The sequence below is a fragment of the Streptomyces sp. NBC_00090 genome (assembly GCF_045160815.1).
GTDB lineage: Bacteria > Actinomycetota > Actinomycetes > Streptomycetales > Streptomycetaceae > Streptomyces.
In genome coordinates, this window is record NZ_CP108224.1 from 7,945,464 (window position 1) to 7,964,018 (window position 18,555).

Sequence of the window (18,555 nt, forward strand, 5' to 3'; positions counted from 1 at the left end):
CGATCAGCGCAGGTACAGCGAGAGATGGGCGAGCGGCAGGCCCAACTTCCAGGCGGGCAGCCAGACCTGGTCCTCCTCGTCCACCGCGGACCCGGGATCGTCGGAATCGGACCCTTCGAGGTCGGCGGCGCGCACCCAGGTGTCGCGCAGGTTCCGCCAGGCGGTGTGCGCCAGGGCCAGGTCGGGACCGTCGTCCGAGGCCGCTTGCCGGGCCGCGAGCCGCTCCTCGACCCAGGACGGCCAGGGCCGGTCGTACGCCGTGCGGCGCAGCAGGGCGTCGAGCCGTACAGGGGTACGCGGGCCGCCTGCCGCGCCCCGGCCGCCGGCTCCCTCCGTGTCCTCCGACAGATGGACGGTGAGGGCCAGGGCCTGGAGGCCGGCCCGGTACTCCAGCGAGCCGGGCGCCACGAGCGCGGCGGTCCGCAGCACCTCGTCGGCCAGGTACTCGGCGCACAGCCAGGCCATCGGGACGGCCAGTCCGTCGCCGCTCGTGCCACCGGTGCCGTTCGTGCTCTCGGACAGCAACGCTCCCACCTTCTCCCGGACGTCGGGGACCCGGACCACTGGGGGCCCGGGGAAGAGCCTCCACCGAGAAGGGCCTCCGCGGGTCCCGCTTTGCTCAACTCGCCCGTGTGGTTTCGGATACGTTTCCCGGCCGGATCGGTGCCGGTGGGATTCCTGTTGTCTCGGGTGATGTGCGGGGCGGGGGAGGCGGGGACGACAGGGAGCCGCGGCCGGTTCGGTGCTCGGTGGCCGCGCGCGGGTTCAGCCGAGCAGTGCGTACACGGCGGTGGCGTGGGCGGCGGTCTCCTCCGTGCCCTCGGCGGTCATCGTGATGTCGGCGAAGGCCATCCGCTTGCCCGTCTTGGTGAGCCGGGCCCGTACCAGGACGTCGCTGCCGACGATCGCCCGCTGGAAGGTGATGGACTGCTGGACGGTGGTCATCGGCACGAAGCCGCCGCGGGCCGCGGCGACCGCGATCACCGTCGCGGTGTCGGCCGCCGCCATCAGGGCCTGTCCGGAGAGGCCACCGCCCTCCCGGGCGAGCCGGTCCGACCAGGGAAGCCGGAGCACGGCCCCGGCCCCGGCCCCGGCACCTGATCCGGCTCCGTCGACGGAGTCGACCGAGAGCCCCAGATCGAGCACCCAGGGGGCGAAGTTGTCGGCGAGGAGCTTTTCGGCGGCGGCGATAGTCAGCGTCACGGCGTCATTGTGGGGCCGCGGCGCGCGGCCGGGCAACGCCCGCGCGCCGCGGACGGTAGCCGGGCAGCGAACGGCCGAGCTGCCGCAGCGCGTAGTGCGAGCGGGACTTGACGGTCCCGGCCGGGATGCCGAGGTCCACGGCGGCCTCGTTGACGGTCAGGCCGCGGAAGTAGAGCCGGACGAGCACCGCCCGGTGCTCGGGGCTCAGTTCGCGGACGGCCGCCCGTACGTCGAGGGCGGCCTCGGCGGTGGCGGTGGCGTCGGCGGGGTCGGGGGTCACCGCGAGCACGCCGTCGCCGATCTCGGCGGGCCGGGCGAGGCGTGAGCGGCGGGCGTCGATGGCCAGTCGGCGGGCCACGGTGAAGAGCCAGGGCCGCATGGAGGCGTAGGGCCCTTCGAAGGCCTCGGGGTGGAGCCAGGCCCGTACGAGGGTCTCCTGGGCGAGGTCCTCGGCCCGCTGCCGGTCCCCGTAGGTCAGCCCGAGCAGGAAGGAGAGCAGCGCGGGACCGTGGTCCCGCTGCAGCTGTTCCAGGTTCCGTTCGTCGGTCGTCGCCGTCTTCATGCTTCCCGCCTCTCCCGCGGCCCGTCGTCCCGGCGGTATACGAACGCATCCGGAAGCGGAGAGACAGGGAACGGACAGCGGTCTGCGACGAACGGTCGCACCGAGCGGCGAATGGTACGGCGAACGGTCAGGCGGAGTCGTTGCGTCCGTTTCAGCGGGGTTCATGAGCTTCTGCGGCCTTGACCCTTGACTGGGGCTTTCTCGCGAGATCAATTCTTCAGAACAGATGTTCATAGCAAGGACTGAGCGGAGTGCCGTACATGACCTCACGCACCAGACCGGCGGTGGTGGCGGTCGCCGCCCTCCTCCTCGCGGCGGCCACGGGCTGTTCGGAAGCCGGCGGCCCGGGCGGCACCGCCCCCGGTGACCCGGCCGGGCGGCCCGCCGCACCGTCCTCCACCTCCGGCACGCCCCCCGCCTCCGGCACGACCCCCGCTCCCGGCACGACCCCCGCGCCCGCCGGGTTCACCCTCGTGGCCTCCGGTGACGTCCTCCCGCACGACTCGATCATCCGTCGCGCCGCCCAGGACGCCGGCGGCGACGGATACGACTTCGCCCCCATGCTCGCCGGGGTCAAGGACGTCGTCTCCCGCGCCGACCTGGCCATCTGCCACATGGAGACCGTCTACGGGGAGGAGGGCGGCCCCTACACCGGCTACCCCGCCTTCAAGTCGCCGCCCGAGGTCGCCACCGCGCTCAAGGCCACCGGCTACGACTCCTGCTCCACCGCCTCGAACCACACCCTCGACGACGGCGCCGCCGGTCTCAGCCGCACCCTCGACGCCCTGGACAGGGCCGGGGTCCGGCACGCCGGCTCCGCCCGTACCGCCGAGGAGGCGGCGCGCCCCACGCTGCTCAAGGCCGGTGGCGCCACCGTCGCCCAGCTCGCCTACACCTACGACACCAACGGCTACCCGCTGCCCCAGGGGCAGCCCTGGGCGGTCCAACTGCTCGACGAGCGCAAGGTGATCGACGACGCGCGCGCCGCCCGCGCGGCCGGCGCCGACGTCGTCGTGGTCAGCGTCCACTGGGGCACCGAGTGGCAGACGGAGGCCGACGGGCGGCAGCTCTCGCTCGGTCGCGCGCTGACCGCCTCCACGAGCGGCGGCCGTCCCGACATCGACCTGATCATCGGTACCCACGCCCACATCCCGCAGGCCTACGAGAAGGTCAACGGCACCTGGGTCGTCTACGGGATGGGCGACCAGATCGCCGGGGACATGATCAACCACGAGGGTGCCTTCGACCCCCGCGGAAACCAGGGCACCCTCGGCCGCTTCACCTTCGCCCCGCCCAAGGCGCCCGGTGGGCGATGGGAGGTCAGCAAGGCCGAGTTCGTCCCGCAGTGGTTCGACACCGGCCGGGGCCGGGTCGTCAACCTCGGCGCGGCGGGGGACGGCGACCCGCGCCACACCGCCATCCGCGAGACGATCCGGCAGGTCGTCCTCGGCCGCGGCGCCGACAAGGACGGCCTGGTGATGGGGAAGTAGGGCCGGGGCGTTTCCGGCTATCGGCTCATCGGGTGCTTTCGCACAGGCGGCCGGTGTCGATGAGCCGGGTGGACCCTCGCCCGTACGAACTATTAGTCATGAAAAAGGATGAGATGACTAGTGGGCGTCGGGCGGTGCTGCGCCTCGCCGCCGCGCTCGGCGCCACGGCCACCGTCGGCTACCTCGCGGCCGACCGGCTCGCCGCCCCCGACGGGCCCGCGGGCGCCGCCCCCGCTCCCCAGGGCGCCCCGGGAACTGGATCGGGATCGGCGGGCGGACCGCAGGCCGCGCGGGCCGCCCGGCTCCGCCCGTCCTCGTACCGGCTCCAGCCGATGACCGCGTACGCGCCCCCGGCCTTCCGGCGGGCCGTGCCGCCGGTCCGGCAGCGGCCCTTCCTCAGCATGTCCGGGGTCGGCCGCTCGATGGTGCTGACCTTCGACGACGGCCCCGACCCGCGCTACACCCCCGCCATCCTGGAGACCCTGCGCCGCCACGACTGCCGGGCGATGTTCTTCGTCTGCGGAGAGATGGCCGTCGAGAACCCGGACCTGCTGCGGGAGATGGCCGCCGACGGCCATGTCGTCGGCAACCACTCGTGGTCCCACCCGCTCATCCCCAAGCTGCGGCCCTCCCGGATCCGCGACGAGCTCGGCTCCACCAGCGAGGTCGTGGAACGGACCCTCGGCGCGGCCCCGCTCTGGTACCGCGCCCCCTACGGGGCCTGGAACCGGCACTCCTTCGAGATCGGTGCCGAACTGGGCATGGAGCCGCTCGCCTGGACCGTCGACACCCTGGACTGGAAGGAGCCGGGCACCGGGACCATCGTCCGCCGCGTCCTCGACGGGGCCGCCCCCGGCGCGGTCGTCCTCTCCCACGACGCGGGCGGCGACCGCGCCCAGAGCGTGGCCGCGCTCCGCCGCTACCTGCCCGAACTCCTCGACGCGGGCTACCACATCACCGTCCCCCGGCGCTGAATGCTCCGGTGCGGGAAAGGGCCCCGGCACCACCAGGTGCCGGGGCCCTTCGCGTGTCCCGCTAGCGGGAGCCGACCATCCGCGCGTACACGACGACGTTCCCGTCGTAGCCACGCGCGCGCGTGTACCCGCCGCCGCAGGTGATGACCCGCAGCTCGGGCTCGCCCGTGTCGGCGTACACCTGCACGCCCGGGAAGTTGTCCTTCGAGTACACCTCGAGCCCGTAGATCTCGAAGACCGCGATCCGGCCGTCGTACCGCTCGACCTCGATGTGCTGGCCCTTCTCCAGGGAGCCCAGGCCGTAGAAGACCGCGGGTCCCTGGGCGTTGTCGACATGGCCGACGACCACCGCGGTGCCGCGCTGGCCGGGGGAGATGCCGTTCTGGTACCAGCCGGCGAGGTTGGCGTCCTGGGGCGGCGGGGCCGCCACCCAGCCGTCCGGGTCCAGGCCCACGTCCATGATCGGGGCCGCGACCTGGATCGCCGGGATCTTGATCCGGGAGGCGGGGGCGAAGGGCAGCGGCTCCAGACCCTCGGTCGCCCCGTCCTGCGGCGGGGTGACGGGGCGTGCCACCGGACGGGCCGCCGCGGTGGGCTGCGGAGGCCCGTCCGCGACGTCCACTCCGTTGCGCATCATCGCGATCCCGGACAGCATGGCGAGGGCCAGGACGCCCCAGGGGCGGCGTCTCCTGCGCTGGAAGACGCGGAAGTCCTTCGGGGGCATGGTTCTCCCTTCGTGGCGTCGTCAGAACGGTAAAGGCGACCTGACGGACCGTCGCGCCGGACGGTGCGAACGGGTGGGGGCCGCCGCCGGACGGGTGTCGGAGCGCGGGTACGAGGGTGTGCCGACGTCCCTCCTGCCCCGCGCGCGCCCGGGGGCAGCGTGGAGCGCGCCCCGGGTGACGGGCAGCCGACAGGTGGGTGACACGGGGCTGACCCATCCGAGTAATCGTCAGATAAGCGGCCCGATCTGCTCTGACCTGCGGTTCTTCCTCCTTCGAGGACCCGATTCCGGGCGTGTCGCCTCACCGGGGTGGACCAGTGCCGAAATGCGCGGCTCGCTCCGACTTGTGATGGTTCGTCATGGAGGGCGTACTCGTCGACACTCCCGGAGCACCGCTTTGGGGCGTCTTCCACTGGAGGTTCAACCATGCGTGCAGCACGCACTCTGGCGGTGACCGCCACCGCGATCGCGGCGGTCGGCCTTGCGGCCCCCCTTGCCGCCGCCACCTACGGTCCGGGCAACGTCGTCAGCGGTGGCTCGAACAACACCCCGAGCAACGTCACCGTCAGCCCCTTCGAGGTCCACCCCGGGTCGACGCTCACGATCACCGCCAGGGGCTGCAACCGTGGCGGCACGGTCACGTCCAACGCCTTCCCGGACGCCACCCTCTCGGGCGGCAACGGCGTCTCCACCGCCGTCGCCCGCGTCTACAACAACGCAACTCCCGGCAACTACAACCTGGCCGTCAGGTGCAACGGCGGCTCCAACGTGGTCACGGAGCCGTTCCGGGTCCTCCCGGGCCGCGGCGCCCAGGGCGGCCTCGGCGGCTCGCTGGCCCCCAGCTCCACGGAGATGGCCGTCGGCGGCAGCCTGGTCGCCGCCGCCGCGCTCGGCGGCGGGCTCTTCATCGCCCGTCGCCGCCGTATGACCGGTGTGGGGGTCTGATCGGTCGAACCTCCCGGTCGGCCGGTCCGTCCCGGTCGGCCCGCTGTGCCCGTCGCCCCCGAGTCCCTGCCAGGACCCGGGGGCGACGGGCGTCCGCGGACGCCGGGCGCCGGACCGGGCACGACGGCTGCTCAGTGACGACGGGCCGAGCCGGAGCGGCGACGCACCACGTACACGCCGCCGACGGTCGCGGCGAGCACGAGGGCACCTCCGGCAGCCAGTTGGAGCGGCTCGAAGCCGCCCACCGAACCGCCCAGACCGCCCTGCACGCCACGCGGGGGAGTGAGGATGGTGGAGCTGATGGTCGGGGTGGCCGTGGGCAGACCGCTGATGGTCAGGACCACGGTGTCCTGGACGCCGCCCGTGCAGTTGAACGACACCGTGTACGCCGCGCCGCGCCGGGCGTCCGAGTCCACGGTGGCGATGGCCGCCGAGCCCGGTGCGATGGTGACGGTGTCGAAGATGCCGGCCGAGGCCGTCGCCGTACTGGCGCAGCCGGGGGCGCTCAGCGTCACCCGGCCGCCCGGGGCGACGAGCGAGGGTGACACGACGAAATCGCCCGGTGCCTTGGCCCGTGCCGCTCGCGGGTTCGGTGCGGGAGCACCGTCCGCCGCGACGGCGGTGGGGGCGGCCAGGGCGAGGGCGGCCGCCCCCAGCAGGGCAGTGGTCGCGGCACGTATCGCGCGCATGGTGAATCCTCCGGGTCCCGAGGGGCAGCCGCGGAAAGGGGGTTTCCGCGAAAGACCGTGCGTACACCTCGATGTCCGAAACGCTAGGAGCGCACTACCACATCCGCGATCCCAGACGCGCGAATGGGGCATCCTTGTCCCCCGTGCGGCCTACTCGGGAGCCCGGGCTCACCCCGTGACCTGCGGGAACAGATCGGTGAACGGCGCGGCGGTGGCCGAGATGCCCCGGCCGAACGGCGCGTCGAAGTCCCAGATGAGGAACAGCAGGAAGGCGATCAGCACGCTGAAGAGTCCGGCGAGCAGCAGTTCGCGCCCGGTCCTGCGGATCTGCAGGGTGAAGATCAGTCCGACCGTCACCAGGGCGCCGATGATCAGGCCGAACCACACCACCCCCGGCATGGTCGCCCCCGCGTTCTGCCCGCGCGCCCCCCGGGCATCGTCTGCGGCGGCCACCTGGTCCACGAGCGGCTGGTACGCCTGTCCCTCGAAGTCGTTGGCAGGCTGGTAGTCGGTGACGCTGCGCCGCACCTTCTCCAGGAGCGCGGTGCCCTCCTCGCTCAGCTCGCCGTTCTCCGCCATGTACGTCCACTCGTCGTTGACCACATAGCCGACGTACGCGTCGACGTCGGCGCGGATGCGCTCGCGGACCGCCTGCGGGTACACCTCGACGCGGGCCGAGATCTCGTGCATCGCCTGGGCCTCCTGCCGCACGGTCTCCTGTGCGGAGCCCCGGGCCTCCCAGACGCCGGCGATGGCCAGGCCGAGGACGATCGCGTAGATCACGCCGATCATCATCGTCATGTACTCGATGACGTCGGGGGTCTCGCTGGGGTCGTCGTCCTCCGGGATCCGGCGGTGGTTGATGACGACGATGGTGAGGACGACGGCGCAGGCGGCGGCCATCGCCAGGGTGAGAACAAGCCATTCGGACATGCGTAACCTCCGGCGGAGCTCAGCGGGAGCGGGGGCGCAGGATCGCGGTCGCGAGCACTGCGGGGGCGATGATCACCAGCGTCATCGTGAGGACGGACGTGCCGCCCTTCGGCTGGGGCCGCGCGGCGCGGCGGTAGTGGGGGAGGGCGACGGGGCCCTGGGCCGGGATCCGGGGCCGCGCGGTGGGCGCGGGTGCGGGGGCGGGGGCGGGAGGGGACGCCGGGGGCGCGGGCGCCGGAGTGCGCGCCGGCGGGACCGTGGTGACCGGTGCCGGTGAGGCGGGCTCCGGGCGGGGCGCGGGAGTGGTCACCGGGGGAGGCGGCGGCGTCGTCGTCCGTACGGGAGGCGGGGGTGGCGCCGGGACGGGCGGGGAAGGCGGCTTCGGCGTCGTGGGCCGGGGCGTGGGCTTCGGGGGTGGTGGAGGCGGCGGCGGAGCCGGGGTGGGTGAGCACGCGCCCGGTCCGATGACCGCCACCGAGGTGTGCGAACCGTCGGGGCCGGTCGTGGCGTAGGCGCAGGAGTCGGCGGCGGCCGGGACGGGTGCGGCGAGCAGCCACACCAGTCCGAGGGCCGCCAGCGACCGCGCGAGGAGTGATCCGTACAGAGACACGCCGTCGAGCTTGATCACAGACGCGGCGAACCGGGGCGGAAACGGCGGGGATTCGCCGGATGGTGGGGTTCTCGGGACGCGTGGTTTGACGTTTCGCCGGGCCGGCGGCGGATTCGGCGCAATGCCCGGGTGTCGGCCGGGTGTCGGAGGGCCGCGCGATTCACCGCCGGGAGCCCTCCCGGACCCGGCTTGCCGCCGACCTGACTTAGTCGGGTCCCGCCGGGACCCCGTGGTGACCCCGCCGGGACTTCCGCAGGGCTCCGGTGGCAGAACTGTCCGGTTGTCGCCCTGTCGTGCGAGTGGGCCAACAGGGCATCCTGCACCGGCGGCAGGGCCCCGTCGGGGCCAACGGCCGAGGTGCGGCCGGGGCCTGGGCCGCCGTCCGGGCCGGTGGCGGACGGCGGGGAAGTCGACGCACACTCATATGCACGTGAATTTGCACGCCCTGAAGGCGTGAACTCTGCGCTCCGAGAGCATGTGCCAATGACGTGTGACCAAGAACGGACCGCGAATTTCCGTTTCTACTCGCTCTCCCGGCGGGCGATCAGTAGCCTCACCTCGAACACCGGCCGCGAACACATGGCCGCATCCCCCATGGCGACTTGTTGGAGACATTGATGGAGCGTCCCGCCTGGGCTCCGCCGGGTATCGACATTTCGGTGCCGAGCGTGTCCCGTATGTACGACTTCTATCTGGGCGGCTCGCACAATTTCGAAGTCGACCGGGAAGCGGCGCGCAAGGCCATGGAGTTCATGCCTGGCCTGCCCAAGATCATGCAGGCGAACCGTGCCTTCATGCGGCGTGCCGTCCGGTACGCCGTTGACAACGACGTCAACCAGTTCCTGGACATCGGCTCCGGCATACCCACCTTCGGCAACGTGCACGAGGTCGCCAGGGCCGCCGACCCCGCCGCCCGGGTCGTCTACGTCGACCACGACCCGGTCGCCGTCGCCCACAGCCGGGCCGTCCTGGAGGGGGACGAGGCCGCCACGGTCGTCGCCGCCGACCTGCGCAAGCCGGCCGACATCCTCCACAGCCCCGAGGTGTCCCGACTCCTCGACCTGGACCGGCCGGTGGCGCTGCTCCTCGTCGCCGTCCTCCACTTCCTGGAGGACGCGGACCGGCCGGACGAAGCCGTCGCCGAGCTGATCGACGGCCTCGCGCCCGGCAGCCTCCTCGTCGTCACCCACGCCTCGTACGAGGGCATCCCGCTCACGGAGGAGCAGGCGGGCGGCACCGTCGGCGTCTACCGGAACATCCGCAACCCCCTGGTGATGCGGTCGGGCGAGGAGATCACCCGCTTCTTCGAGGGCACCGAGCTGGTCGAGCCCGGCCTCGTCCCGATGCCCGCCTGGCGACCGGAGAGCTCGGTCGAGGAGGAGGACCCCTGGGCCTTCTCCGGTTTCGCAGGGGTGGGGCGCAAGCCGTGAAGGTCCCGTCGCAGCCGACCGGCGCCGTCGCCGAAGCCGACGGCCCGGAGGACAGACTCAGGCGGTTCGTCACCATCTGGAGCCGCGCGATCTTCCCGGTGACCGCCACCTCGCTGACCCGCGCCGAGTTCGAAGGGCACCTGCTGCCGCTGGCCCGCACCCTGTGCGACGCGCTGCACGCCCGGCCCTTCGACACGGCCCCGGCCCAGGGCGCCGGCGCGGCCCTCGTCGCCGCCCACTGCACCGACCCCGACGCGCTCGGCCGCAGCCTCGGCGTGGTCGACTCGTACCTGGTCCTCTACTGCGGTACGGAGTCGGACGTCCCGGCCGAGGAGCTCCGCGCCCGCTGCGCCCGGCTCCAGCACGCCATGGCCGTCGGCTACGCGCAGGCCCTCCGCGAGCGGACCCGTGCCGAGCAGGAGGCGATCGCCCGCTCCGCGCTCGCCGCCCGCAGCGCCGCCGAGATCGCCCTGCACGCCACCGAGAGCCGCTTCCGCGCGGTCTTCGACGGGGCGGCGATCGGCATCGGCATCGCCGACCTCGACGGCAACGTCCTGGAGGTGAACGAGACCCTCACCCGCATGTTCGGCGGGATGGAGGGCCAGGTGCGCAGCCGGAACGTGAGCGAGTGGGTCCACCCGGAGGACGGCCCGCACGTCTGGAAGCTGTACGAGGAGCTCGTCCGCGGCGACCGGGAGCACTACCGGGTCGAGAAGCCGTACTACCGCGGCGACGGAACGGTTCTCTGGACCAACCTCACCGTCTCCCTCCTCCGCGACGCCGAGGGCCGGCCCCAGTACCAGCTGGCCCTCATGGAGGACACCACCGAACGGCGCCTGCTCCACCTGCGCCTGCGGTACGAGGCCACCCACGACGCGCTCACCGGGCTGCCCAACCGCACCCTGTTCTTCGAACGCCTGGAGAAGGCGCTCGCCCCCGGCGACAACGCCCGCTTCGGCCTCTGCTACCTCGACCTCGACGGCTTCAAGGTCATCAACGACAGCCTCGGCCACTCCACGGGCGACCGGCTGCTCGTCGAGGTCGCCGACCGGCTCCAGAGCTGCGTCACCGGCTCGGGCGAGATGGTGGCCCGGCTCGGCGGGGACGAGTTCGTCGCCCTCACCACCGGCGCCGCCGGCGAGCAGGACGTCACCGAACTCGCCGACCGCATCCTCGCCGCCCTCGCCACCCCCCTCCGCATCGACGGCCGCGAACTCACCGTGCGCGGCAGCCTCGGCGTGGTCGAGGGACCGGCGGGGGAGCGGACCCCGGCCGAGGTGCTGCGCAGCGCCGACATCACCATGTACCGGGCCAAGTCCGCGGGCGGCAACCGCTTCGAGCTCGCCGACCCCGAGGCCGACGCCCGCGCCATCACCCGGCACGGCCTCACCACGGCGCTGCCCACGGCCCTGGAGCGCGGCGAGTTCTTCATCGAGTACCAGCCGCTCGTCCACCTCGACGACGGCAGCGTGCACGGCGCCGAGGCCCTCGTCCGCTGGTGCCACCCGCAGCACGGGGTGCTCGGCCCCGACCGCTTCATCCCGCTCGCCGAGGACACCGGCCTCATCGTGCCGCTCGGTCGCTGGGTGCTCCAGGAGGCGGTGCGCCAGGCCCGCTTCTGGCAGGCCCGGCACGCCGACGGCGGCCCGCTGCGCATCAACGTCAACCTCTCGCCGACCCAGCTGCACCACCCGCGCCTGGTCGCCGACACCGTCGACGTTCTGGAGCGGTCCGGGCTCGAACCGGGCGCGCTCTGCCTGGAGGTGACCGAGTCGGCGCTGATCGGCGCCGACGAGGACCTGCTGAAGCCGCTGCGGCAACTCGCCGAGATGGGCGTCGACATCGCGCTCGACGACTTCGGCACCGGCTACTCGAACCTGGCCAACCTGCGCCGGCTGCCGGTGAGCGTCCTGAAGCTCGACCGCTCCTTCACCCGCGGCATGCAGCAGCACCCGGTGGACCCCGTCGACCTGAAGATCGTGGAGGGGATCGTCTCCCTGGCGCACAGCCTGGAGCTCGCCGTCACGGTCGAGGGCGTCGAGACCGGCGCCCAGGCGCGCCAGCTCCGCGACCTAGGCTGCGACACCGCCCAGGGCTGGTACTACGCCCGCCCCGGCGCCCCGGACCGCATCCACTCGCTGCTCCTGGCGGACGCGGTCTGAGACCCGGGCGTACGAAACCGGCCTCCCCACGCGAAGCGGGGAGGCCGGAAGAGGTACGGGGGAGGAAAGCGGAGAGGCTATTTCATTGGAGGATGAGAAGGAAGCCTTTCCATGGCCTCGCCCCGGGACGACCGTAACACTCAGGCGGGCAGCAGGTCGCGCAGATTTTCCGGAGTGAGCACGCGCGAGCCCGGAGCCAGGCCGTCCGGACGTTCCAGACCGATGTACGTGACCGGGGCGTCCGGCAGCGTACGACCGTCCCACAGCGTCGCCGGCGCCCCCGACTCCTCCATCAGCGCCACAAGATGGCGAACCGTCAGGGGAGTCCGGCCGATCAGACCGCGCAGCAGGACCGCGATCGAGACCCGGTGCTCCTCGACCCGGTTCGCCGACGGTGTGCCCCGCAGGTACAGATGCAGCCAGTGCGCGTGCCAGCGGCCCTCGTCGTCCCGCCGGAACGCGAGCGGCAGCGCGACCCGGCCGGGCCCCCGGAGATCCGACTTCATCCGGACGGTACGCGGCTCGAACGGCCGACCCCGCTGCGCGGACTCGCGCAGCATGAAGCCGAAGAAGCACTCCGCCGCCTCGTCGAAGCCCTCGCCCGAGTAGACGTGCACCTGCGGAACGACGAAGGTGCCGCGCACTGCGCCGAGCCGCAGATCGATGAACTCCGATGCCCCGTCCGGCGCCGCGGTGATGTCACCGGAGTGACTGCCCTCGACGTCGGTGAGCGCCGTGTACGAAAGCCAGGTGACCGTCGCGTAGTTCTCGTCCAGGACGATTGCCGACAGATCGTGGTCCGTGGTGCGCCCGGCCTCCCTCCAGTACGTGAAGAAGCGCAGCAACTCGCCCTCGACCGGTGAGACGGAGCCGCGCGGCAGGACGCCGAGCCCCGCCGAGGCCGCCCGGCCGCTCAACGGCAGCGCCACATCGAGGACTTCGGGGTCGATCAGGAGGTGTCCGGGGTCCGGCAGCCGACGCCGGGTTTCCGCGTCGAGCACCTCGATGAGCCGCTCGCGGACGGCGTCCGCCAGCGGCGGGCGCGTGTCGGCGGTGACCCAGGCCTTGCCCTCCCGGTTCACGAACACGCGGCGCTCACGACTCTCGTCCGCGCGATTCTGGACGTGCTCGCGCACCGCCAGGACGACCCGGCCCGACACCTCCGGCGCGGCCCGCTCGGCGGCCGCCAGGACGGCATCCCGCTCCTTGCCCTCCGCCGCGCCGCGCAGGAGCCGGTCCAGGGCGCGGAACAGGCGCCCCGGGGCCGCCGAGGCCAACAGCTCGGCCGCGCCCGTGACATCACCCCGCCCGAGCAGCTCCTCCACGCGGCTGTCGAGCGACGGTGCCTTCCGCTCACCCCGCGCGACGGCGAACACCTCGGCGGCGTGCGGCCAGTGCGGGTACTCGTGGGGGTGCAGCCGCTCCCCGAGCCGCTTCCACGCCTCCGCGTGCGCGGACACGTCCGCGAGCTTGGCCGGGGACGCGGCCACCACCGCGTCGAGCCCCGAGAGCAGGGCGCGGCGGTACGGGCGGGGCAGCGCGCGGAAACGGGTCGGCTCGCGCAGGGTGACATCGCCCTCCGCGAGGGCGCAGGCCAGCCGCAGGACATCGGTCACGGTGTCGAGCAGCGGGGCGGTGCCCGCCCGCAGCCGGGCGCGGTTGACCACGGCGCGGTTCTCCCGAACGGTGATGGTCTCGGGCTGGGGGCCGTCCGCGCAGTGCTCGGCGAGCACGGCCAGATCGCGCAGATGCTCCTCACCGAGCGGGGTCGTGCTGCCGGCCAGGGCCAGATAGAGCCCGGTGACCTCGGCGTCCACGTCCGAGCCCAGGTGCAGCACCGTCAGCCGGTCACCGGCCGCCGCGATCAGCTCGTCGTGCACGGAGAGCATCTCCTCGTACGTGTGGCGGTATCGGCCGTACGAGGGGAGGGTCAGCAGGTCGAGGACGCCCGCGCGCAGCTGGTCGAGCGTTCCGGCGCGGGCGTCGTCGTCGTCGAGCGCCTCGATCACGCACGCCATCCAGAAGTCGAGCGTGTCCGGCACGTTGGCCGGGAAGTCGACGAAGTAGACGTTGTGCCGCACGTGGTCGCCGACGAGTTCGCGGACCGTGGCCAGGGTCTGGACGGCGGTGTCGACGACGGTCGGCTCCGCGAATCCCGACAGGCGCTCGATCAGCTCGCCCGAGAGCTTGAACCCGGCGGTCATCAGGGCCGCGTCGAACCTGCGAACGGCGGCGGCCCCGTCTCCGGCCGGACCGGTGGGGGAGGGGAGACGGTGGGTGTGCCGGACGACCAGGTGTTCGAGAGCGTGGACCATGGAGGCATGCTCGCAGCCGCGCGCTGCCTGTCGCACGCGGATTTCGGGGCCTCGGCCCGTGGCTCCGGAGTCAGACGGTGGCTCCGGCCTCAGACCGTGGCCCCGGCCGGGTCCGGGCCGCCCCGGCGCGAGGCGAGCAGCACCCGCTGGAGCTCCCGCGCCGCCCTCGGCGGCGCCACGTCGCTGCGGTGGGCCAGCGCGATGGTGCGGCGCAGGCCCGGGCGGGCGAGCGCCGTCACCCGCAGGTCGCGGCCGGCCCGCGCGGCGACCATCGCCGGTACGACCGCGAGCCCGAGCCCCGCCCGTACGAAGCCGAGCACCGCGTCCAGCTCCCCGCCCTCGACCGTGAAGGTGGGCTCGAAGCCCTCCGCCCGGCAGGCCGCCACGGTCAGTTCCCGCAGGTCGTAGCCGTGCCGGAACATCACGAGCGGCTGGTCCCGCAGGTCCTTGATCCGCACCGGGCGGCGCGGCGCGGGCGCCGAGGCCGAGGAGACCACCACCAGGTCCTCCCGGAGCAGCTCGACCGTGGTCAGCGCCGGTGACGGGGACGGCAGCGGCAGCACGACGAGCGCCAGGTCGAGCGCCCCGCGCGCCAGCTCCCGTACGAGGTCGTGCGAGCCGCCCTCCTCGATGAGGAGCTCGATCCCGGGGTGCAGGTCGTGGAAGGCGCGCAGGACGTCCGGAAGGAGTCCCGTGCACAGGCTCGGCGTCGCGCCGAGCCGCACCCGGCCCCGCTTGAGCTGGGCCAGCTCCTGCACCTCCAGCCGGGCCGTCTCCGTGTCGGCGAGGATCCGGCGGGCGAGCGGCAGCAGGGCCTCGCCCGCGTCGGTGAGCGCGATGTTCCCCCGGGCCCGGCTGAACAGCTCCGCGCCCAACTCCTGCTCCAGGGCCTTGATCTGCTGGGAGAGGGAGGGCTGCGAGACATGGACGCGCTCGGCGGCCCGGGTGAAGTGACGGGTCTCGGCCACAGCGACGAAGTAGAGGAGCTGCTGGAACTGCATGCCCCCAGCGTAGAGGACATGGATAGGTGACGCCTATCGAGATCAGCCGGACCATGTCTTGGACCTCTCGGGCCCTTCGGCCCTAGCGTCGTGAGCATGGCTCTGGCACCCACGAGGGACCGGACGACGGGCCGCCCGCCGTCCCCCACTCCGTCACGCGGATTCCTGTCATCGACCCTCGGCAAGAAGACGGTCATGGCGGTGAGCGGGCTGATCATGCTCGGCTATCTCGTCGCCCATGTCGCCGGCAACCTGAAGGTCTTCTTCGGCCCCGAGGAGTTCAACGCCTACGGCCACTGGCTGCGGGTCATGGGCGCCCCCGTCCTGCACCACGAGTGGGCCCTCTGGCTCGTCCGGATCGTGCTCCTCGCCGCCGTCGGCGCCCACGCCGTCTCCGCGTACCAGCTCAGCCGACGCGACCTGAAGGCCCGCCCCACGGCGTACGTCCACCGCCGCAGGCGCGCCTCGTACGCCACCCGCACCATGCGCTGGGGCGGGATCATCCTCGCCCTCTTCATCGTCTGGCACATCCTCGACCTGACCACCGGCACCGTCCACCCCGGCGGCTTCGAGGAGGGCAAGCCCTACCAGAACGTCGTCGACACCTTCTCCACCTGGTACGGCAACGTCATCTACATCGTCGCCATGCTCGCCGTCGGCCTCCACGTCCGCCACGGCTTCTGGAGCGCCGCCCAGACCCTGGGCGTCGGCTCCGCCCGCCGTGAGCGCCTCCTCAGGGCCACGGCCAACACCCTCGCGCTCGTCCTGACCGCGGGCTTCGTCTCCGTACCCGTCGCCGTCATGACCGGAGTGGTGAACTGACATGAGCTACCCCGAGTACACCGTCGGCGCCCCGCTCGCCGACACCAAGGCACCCGCCGGACCCGTCGCCGAACGCTGGGACACCCGCCGCTTCGAGGCCAAGCTGGTCAACCCCGCCAACCGCCGCAAGCACCGTGTCATCGTCGTCGGCACCGGCCTCGCCGGCGGTTCCGCCGGCGCGACCCTCGCCGAACAGGGCTACCACGTCGTCCAGTTCTGCTTCCAGGACTCCCCGCGCCGTGCCCACTCCATCGCCGCCCAGGGCGGCATCAACGCCGCCAAGAACTACCGCAACGACGGCGACTCGATCCACCGGCTCTTCTACGACACCGTCAAGGGCGGCGACTTCCGCGCCCGCGAGTCCAACGTGCACCGCCTCGCGCAGATCTCCGTCGAGATCATCGACCAGTGCGTCGCCCAGGGCGTGCCCTTCGCCCGCGAGTACGGTGGACTCCTCGACACCCGCTCCTTCGGCGGGGTCCAGGTCTCCCGCACCTTCTACGCCCGCGGCCAGACCGGCCAGCAGCTGCTGCTCGGCGCCTACCAGGCGCTGTCCCGGCAGATCGCCGCCGGCACCGTCGAGATGCACGCCCGTACGGAGATGCTCGACCTGATCGTCGTCGACGGGCGGGCCCGCGGCATCGTCGCCCGCGACCTGATCACGGGCGAGATCTCCACCCACTACGCGGACGCCGTCGTCCTCGCCAGCGGCGGCTACGGCAACGCCTTCTACCTCTCCACCAACGCGATGAACTCCAACGCCACCGCCGTCTGGCGGGCCCACCGGCGCGGCGCGTACTTCGCCAACCCCTGCTTCACCCAGATCCACCCCACCTGCATCCCGCGCACCGGCGACCACCAGTCCAAGCTGACCCTGATGAGCGAGTCCCTCCGCAACGACGGCCGCATCTGGGTCCCCAAGGCCAAGGGCGACACCCGCCCCGCCGCCGACATCCCCGAGGACGAGCGCGACTACTACCTGGAGCGGATCTACCCCTCCTTCGGCAACCTCGTCCCCCGCGACATCGCCTCCCGCGCCGCGAAGAACGTCTGCGACGAAGGGCGCGGCGTCGGCCCCGGCGGCCAGGGCGTCTACCTCGACTTCGCCGACGCGATCCGGCGGCTCGGCCGCGGGGCCGTCGAGGAGAGGTACGGCAACCTCTTCGAGATGTACGAGCGGATCACGGCCGAGAACCCGTACGAGGTCCCGATGCGGATCTACCCCGCCGTCCACTACACGATGGGCGGACTCTGGGTCGACTACGACCTCCAGACCACCGTCCCCGGCCTCTTCGCCATCGGCGAGGCCAACTTCTCCGACCACGGGGCCAACCGGCTCGGCGCCTCCGCCCTCATGCAGGGCCTCGCCGACGGCTACTTCGTCCTCCCGTCCACCATCAACGACTACCTCGCCCGCCACCCCCACGCCGAGCCCGTGACCGACGAGCACCCGGCGGTCCGGGAGGTGCTCGCCGAGACCGAGGACCGGCTGAGCCTCCTGCTCGCCGTGGACGGCGACCGCACCCCCGACTCCTTCCACCGCGAACTCGGCGAACTCATGTGGGAGTTCTGCGGAATGGCCCGCACGGAGGCGGGCCTGCGCAAGGCCCTCGCCCGCATCCCCCTGATCCGGGAGGAGTTCTGGCGCCGCGTCAAGGTCCCCGGAACCGGAGAGGAGTTCAACCAGTCGCTTGAGAAGGCCAACCGCGTCGTCGACTACCTGGAGCTGGCCGAGCTCATGTGCCTCGACGCGCTCCACCGGGCCGAGTCCTGCGGCGGCCACTTCCGCGAGGAGTCCCAGACGCCGGACGGCGAAGCGGCGCGCCGCGACGAGGAGTTCGCGTACGCGGCGGCCTGGGAGTTCGGCGGAACCGGCGTTGCCCCCGTCCTCCACAAGGAGGACCTCACCTTCGATTACGTCCACCCCACCCAGCGGAGCTACGCATGAGGCTCACCCTGCGCGTCTGGCGCCAGCGGAACGCCGGCGCCCCCGGCGCCATGTCCACCTACGACGTCGACGGCATCTCCGCCGACATGTCGTTCCTGGAGATGCTCGACACCCTCAACGAGGACCTCATCCTGCGCGGTGAGGACCCCGTCGCCTTCGACCACGACTGCCGCGAGGGCATCTGCGGCGCGTGCAGCCTCGTCATCAACGGCGACGCCCACGGCCCGGAGCGCACCACCACCTGCCAGCTCCACATGCGCTCCTTCCGCGACGGCGACACCATCGACATCGAGCCGTGGCGCGCGGCGGCCTTCCCCGTCGTCAAGGACCTGGTGGTCGACCGCTCCGCCTTCGACCGCGTCATCCAGTCCGGCGGCTACATCAGCGCCCCCACGGGCTCGGCCCCCGAGGCCCACGCGACCCCCGTCCCGAAGGCCGACGCGGACTCGGCCTTCGAGCACGCGGAGTGCATCGGCTGCGGGGCGTGCGTGGCGGCCTGCCCCAACGGCTCGGCGATGCTCTTCACCTCCGCCAAGATCAACCACCTGAACGTCCTCCCCCAGGGCTCCCCGGAACGCGAGACCCGGGTCCTCGACATGGTGGCCCAGATGGACGCGGAGGGCTTCGGCGGCTGCACGCTGACGGGCGAGTGCGCGACGGCGTGCCCGAAGGGCATCCCGCTGCCGTCGATCGCGGCGATGAACAGGGAGTGGCTGCGGGCGCGGAGGAAGGTGCGGGGGTAGAAGG

17 protein-coding genes are annotated in these 18,555 nt (G+C 72.6%); 8 read left to right on the top strand and 9 right to left on the bottom strand.

Annotated elements, in window-relative coordinates:
* Positions 1-3: 3 nt before the first annotated feature.
* From OG361_RS35375 to OG361_RS35385, 3 genes are all read right to left on the bottom strand, one after another.
* Complete coding sequence (locus OG361_RS35375) at positions 4-525, bottom strand: hypothetical protein (RefSeq protein ID WP_405860161.1); 522 nt, start codon at positions 523-525, stop codon at positions 4-6.
* A 240-nt stretch (positions 526-765) separates the two neighbouring features.
* The gene (locus OG361_RS35380) at positions 766-1,203 is read right to left on the bottom strand and encodes a PaaI family thioesterase (RefSeq protein WP_405860163.1); all 438 of its coding nucleotides are present in this window, start codon (positions 1,201-1,203) and stop codon (positions 766-768) included.
* Between the two features lie 4 nt (positions 1,204-1,207).
* Positions 1,208-1,765, bottom strand: coding sequence for a sigma-70 family RNA polymerase sigma factor (locus tag OG361_RS35385; RefSeq protein WP_405860165.1), 558 nt, complete (start codon positions 1,763-1,765; stop codon positions 1,208-1,210).
* Positions 1,766-2,025: 260 nt separating this feature from the next.
* Here OG361_RS35385 and OG361_RS35390 point away from each other — a divergent pair, with 260 nt between their 5' ends.
* Together OG361_RS35390 and OG361_RS35395 are read left to right on the top strand one after the other, a co-directional pair.
* Positions 2,026-3,255: a CapA family protein gene (locus OG361_RS35390; RefSeq protein WP_405860167.1), complete on the top strand. Its 1,230-nt coding sequence runs from the start codon at positions 2,026-2,028 to the stop codon at positions 3,253-3,255.
* 98 nt (positions 3,256-3,353) lie between these two features.
* Entirely contained in the window at positions 3,354-4,229 is an 876-nt protein-coding gene (locus OG361_RS35395; RefSeq protein ID WP_405860169.1) for a polysaccharide deacetylase family protein, read from the top strand.
* A 61-nt stretch (positions 4,230-4,290) separates the two neighbouring features.
* On the opposite strand, the gene OG361_RS35400 is transcribed toward OG361_RS35395, so the two are convergent.
* Positions 4,291-4,953: a class F sortase gene (locus OG361_RS35400; protein ID WP_384573481.1), complete on the bottom strand. Its 663-nt coding sequence runs from the start codon at positions 4,951-4,953 to the stop codon at positions 4,291-4,293.
* Positions 4,954-5,379: 426 nt separating this feature from the next.
* Between OG361_RS35400 and OG361_RS35405 the strand changes: the two genes are divergently transcribed.
* The gene (locus OG361_RS35405) at positions 5,380-5,898 is read left to right on the top strand and encodes a hypothetical protein (RefSeq protein ID WP_405860171.1); all 519 of its coding nucleotides are present in this window, start codon (positions 5,380-5,382) and stop codon (positions 5,896-5,898) included.
* Between the two features lie 131 nt (positions 5,899-6,029).
* On the opposite strand, the gene OG361_RS35410 is transcribed toward OG361_RS35405, so the two are convergent.
* From OG361_RS35410 to OG361_RS35420, 3 genes are all read right to left on the bottom strand, one after another.
* Positions 6,030-6,587 carry a hypothetical protein gene (locus tag OG361_RS35410; RefSeq protein ID WP_405860173.1) on the bottom strand — a complete coding sequence of 186 codons (558 nt, stop codon included), beginning with the start codon at positions 6,585-6,587 and terminating at the stop codon, positions 6,030-6,032.
* 168 nt (positions 6,588-6,755) lie between these two features.
* Complete coding sequence (locus tag OG361_RS35415) at positions 6,756-7,520, bottom strand: hypothetical protein (RefSeq protein WP_384573489.1); 765 nt, start codon at positions 7,518-7,520, stop codon at positions 6,756-6,758.
* A gap of 19 nt (positions 7,521-7,539) precedes the next feature.
* On the bottom strand, positions 7,540-8,130 hold the full coding sequence (locus tag OG361_RS35420) for a hypothetical protein (RefSeq protein ID WP_405860175.1): 591 nt from the start codon (positions 8,128-8,130) through the stop codon (positions 7,540-7,542).
* Positions 8,131-8,747: 617 nt separating this feature from the next.
* Between OG361_RS35420 and OG361_RS35425 the strand changes: the two genes are divergently transcribed.
* Both OG361_RS35425 and OG361_RS35430 read left to right on the top strand, forming a co-directional pair.
* Positions 8,748-9,560: an SAM-dependent methyltransferase gene (locus OG361_RS35425; protein ID WP_405860177.1), complete on the top strand. Its 813-nt coding sequence runs from the start codon at positions 8,748-8,750 to the stop codon at positions 9,558-9,560.
* Positions 9,557-11,722 (top strand): putative bifunctional diguanylate cyclase/phosphodiesterase, encoded by a 2,166-nt coding sequence (locus OG361_RS35430; RefSeq protein ID WP_405860179.1) that lies wholly within the window; start codon positions 9,557-9,559, stop codon positions 11,720-11,722. Before OG361_RS35425 ends, OG361_RS35430 begins: the two co-directional genes overlap by 4 nt.
* 140 nt (positions 11,723-11,862) lie before the next feature.
* Here OG361_RS35430 and OG361_RS35435 read toward each other — a convergent pair whose 3' ends face one another.
* On the bottom strand, positions 11,863-14,037 hold the full coding sequence (locus tag OG361_RS35435; RefSeq protein WP_405860181.1) for a hypothetical protein: 2,175 nt from the start codon (positions 14,035-14,037) through the stop codon (positions 11,863-11,865).
* An 89-nt stretch (positions 14,038-14,126) separates the two neighbouring features.
* Entirely contained in the window at positions 14,127-15,038 is a 912-nt protein-coding gene (locus OG361_RS35440; RefSeq protein ID WP_405860183.1) for a LysR family transcriptional regulator, read from the bottom strand.
* Between the two features lie 96 nt (positions 15,039-15,134).
* On the opposite strand from OG361_RS35440, the gene OG361_RS35445 reads away from it, so the two are divergent.
* The 3 genes from OG361_RS35445 to OG361_RS35455 are packed head-to-tail and all read left to right on the top strand — an operon-like array spanning position 15,135 to position 18,551.
* Positions 15,135-15,860 carry a succinate dehydrogenase gene (locus OG361_RS35445; RefSeq protein ID WP_405860185.1) on the top strand — a complete coding sequence of 242 codons (726 nt, stop codon included), beginning with the start codon at positions 15,135-15,137 and terminating at the stop codon, positions 15,858-15,860.
* Position 15,861: 1 nt separating this feature from the next.
* Positions 15,862-17,808 (top strand): fumarate reductase/succinate dehydrogenase flavoprotein subunit, encoded by a 1,947-nt coding sequence (locus OG361_RS35450; RefSeq protein WP_405860187.1) that lies wholly within the window; start codon positions 15,862-15,864, stop codon positions 17,806-17,808.
* On the top strand, positions 17,805-18,551 hold the full coding sequence (locus OG361_RS35455; protein ID WP_405860189.1) for a succinate dehydrogenase/fumarate reductase iron-sulfur subunit: 747 nt from the start codon (positions 17,805-17,807) through the stop codon (positions 18,549-18,551). Before OG361_RS35450 ends, OG361_RS35455 begins: the two co-directional genes overlap by 4 nt.
* The last annotated feature ends 4 nt before the right edge of the window (positions 18,552-18,555 follow it).

Coding starts and splice junctions, on each gene's coding strand:
- OG361_RS35385 (WP_405860165.1), bottom strand. CDS start 1,765: ATGAAGACGGCGACGACCGACGAACGGAACCTGGAACAGCTGCAGCGG.
- OG361_RS35390 (WP_405860167.1), top strand. CDS start 2,026: ATGACCTCACGCACCAGACCGGCGGTGGTGGCGGTCGCCGCCCTCCTC.
- OG361_RS35395 (WP_405860169.1), top strand. CDS start 3,354: ATGAAAAAGGATGAGATGACTAGTGGGCGTCGGGCGGTGCTGCGCCTC.
- OG361_RS35400 (WP_384573481.1), bottom strand. CDS start 4,953: ATGCCCCCGAAGGACTTCCGCGTCTTCCAGCGCAGGAGACGCCGCCCC.
- OG361_RS35405 (WP_405860171.1), top strand. CDS start 5,380: ATGCGTGCAGCACGCACTCTGGCGGTGACCGCCACCGCGATCGCGGCG.
- OG361_RS35410 (WP_405860173.1), bottom strand. CDS start 6,587: ATGCGCGCGATACGTGCCGCGACCACTGCCCTGCTGGGGGCGGCCGCC.
- OG361_RS35415 (WP_384573489.1), bottom strand. CDS start 7,520: ATGTCCGAATGGCTTGTTCTCACCCTGGCGATGGCCGCCGCCTGCGCC.
- OG361_RS35425 (WP_405860177.1), top strand. CDS start 8,748: ATGGAGCGTCCCGCCTGGGCTCCGCCGGGTATCGACATTTCGGTGCCG.
- OG361_RS35435 (WP_405860181.1), bottom strand. CDS start 14,037: ATGGTCCACGCTCTCGAACACCTGGTCGTCCGGCACACCCACCGTCTC.
- OG361_RS35440 (WP_405860183.1), bottom strand. CDS start 15,038: ATGCAGTTCCAGCAGCTCCTCTACTTCGTCGCTGTGGCCGAGACCCGT.
- OG361_RS35445 (WP_405860185.1), top strand. CDS start 15,135: ATGGCTCTGGCACCCACGAGGGACCGGACGACGGGCCGCCCGCCGTCC.
- OG361_RS35450 (WP_405860187.1), top strand. CDS start 15,862: ATGAGCTACCCCGAGTACACCGTCGGCGCCCCGCTCGCCGACACCAAG.
- OG361_RS35455 (WP_405860189.1), top strand. CDS start 17,805: ATGAGGCTCACCCTGCGCGTCTGGCGCCAGCGGAACGCCGGCGCCCCC.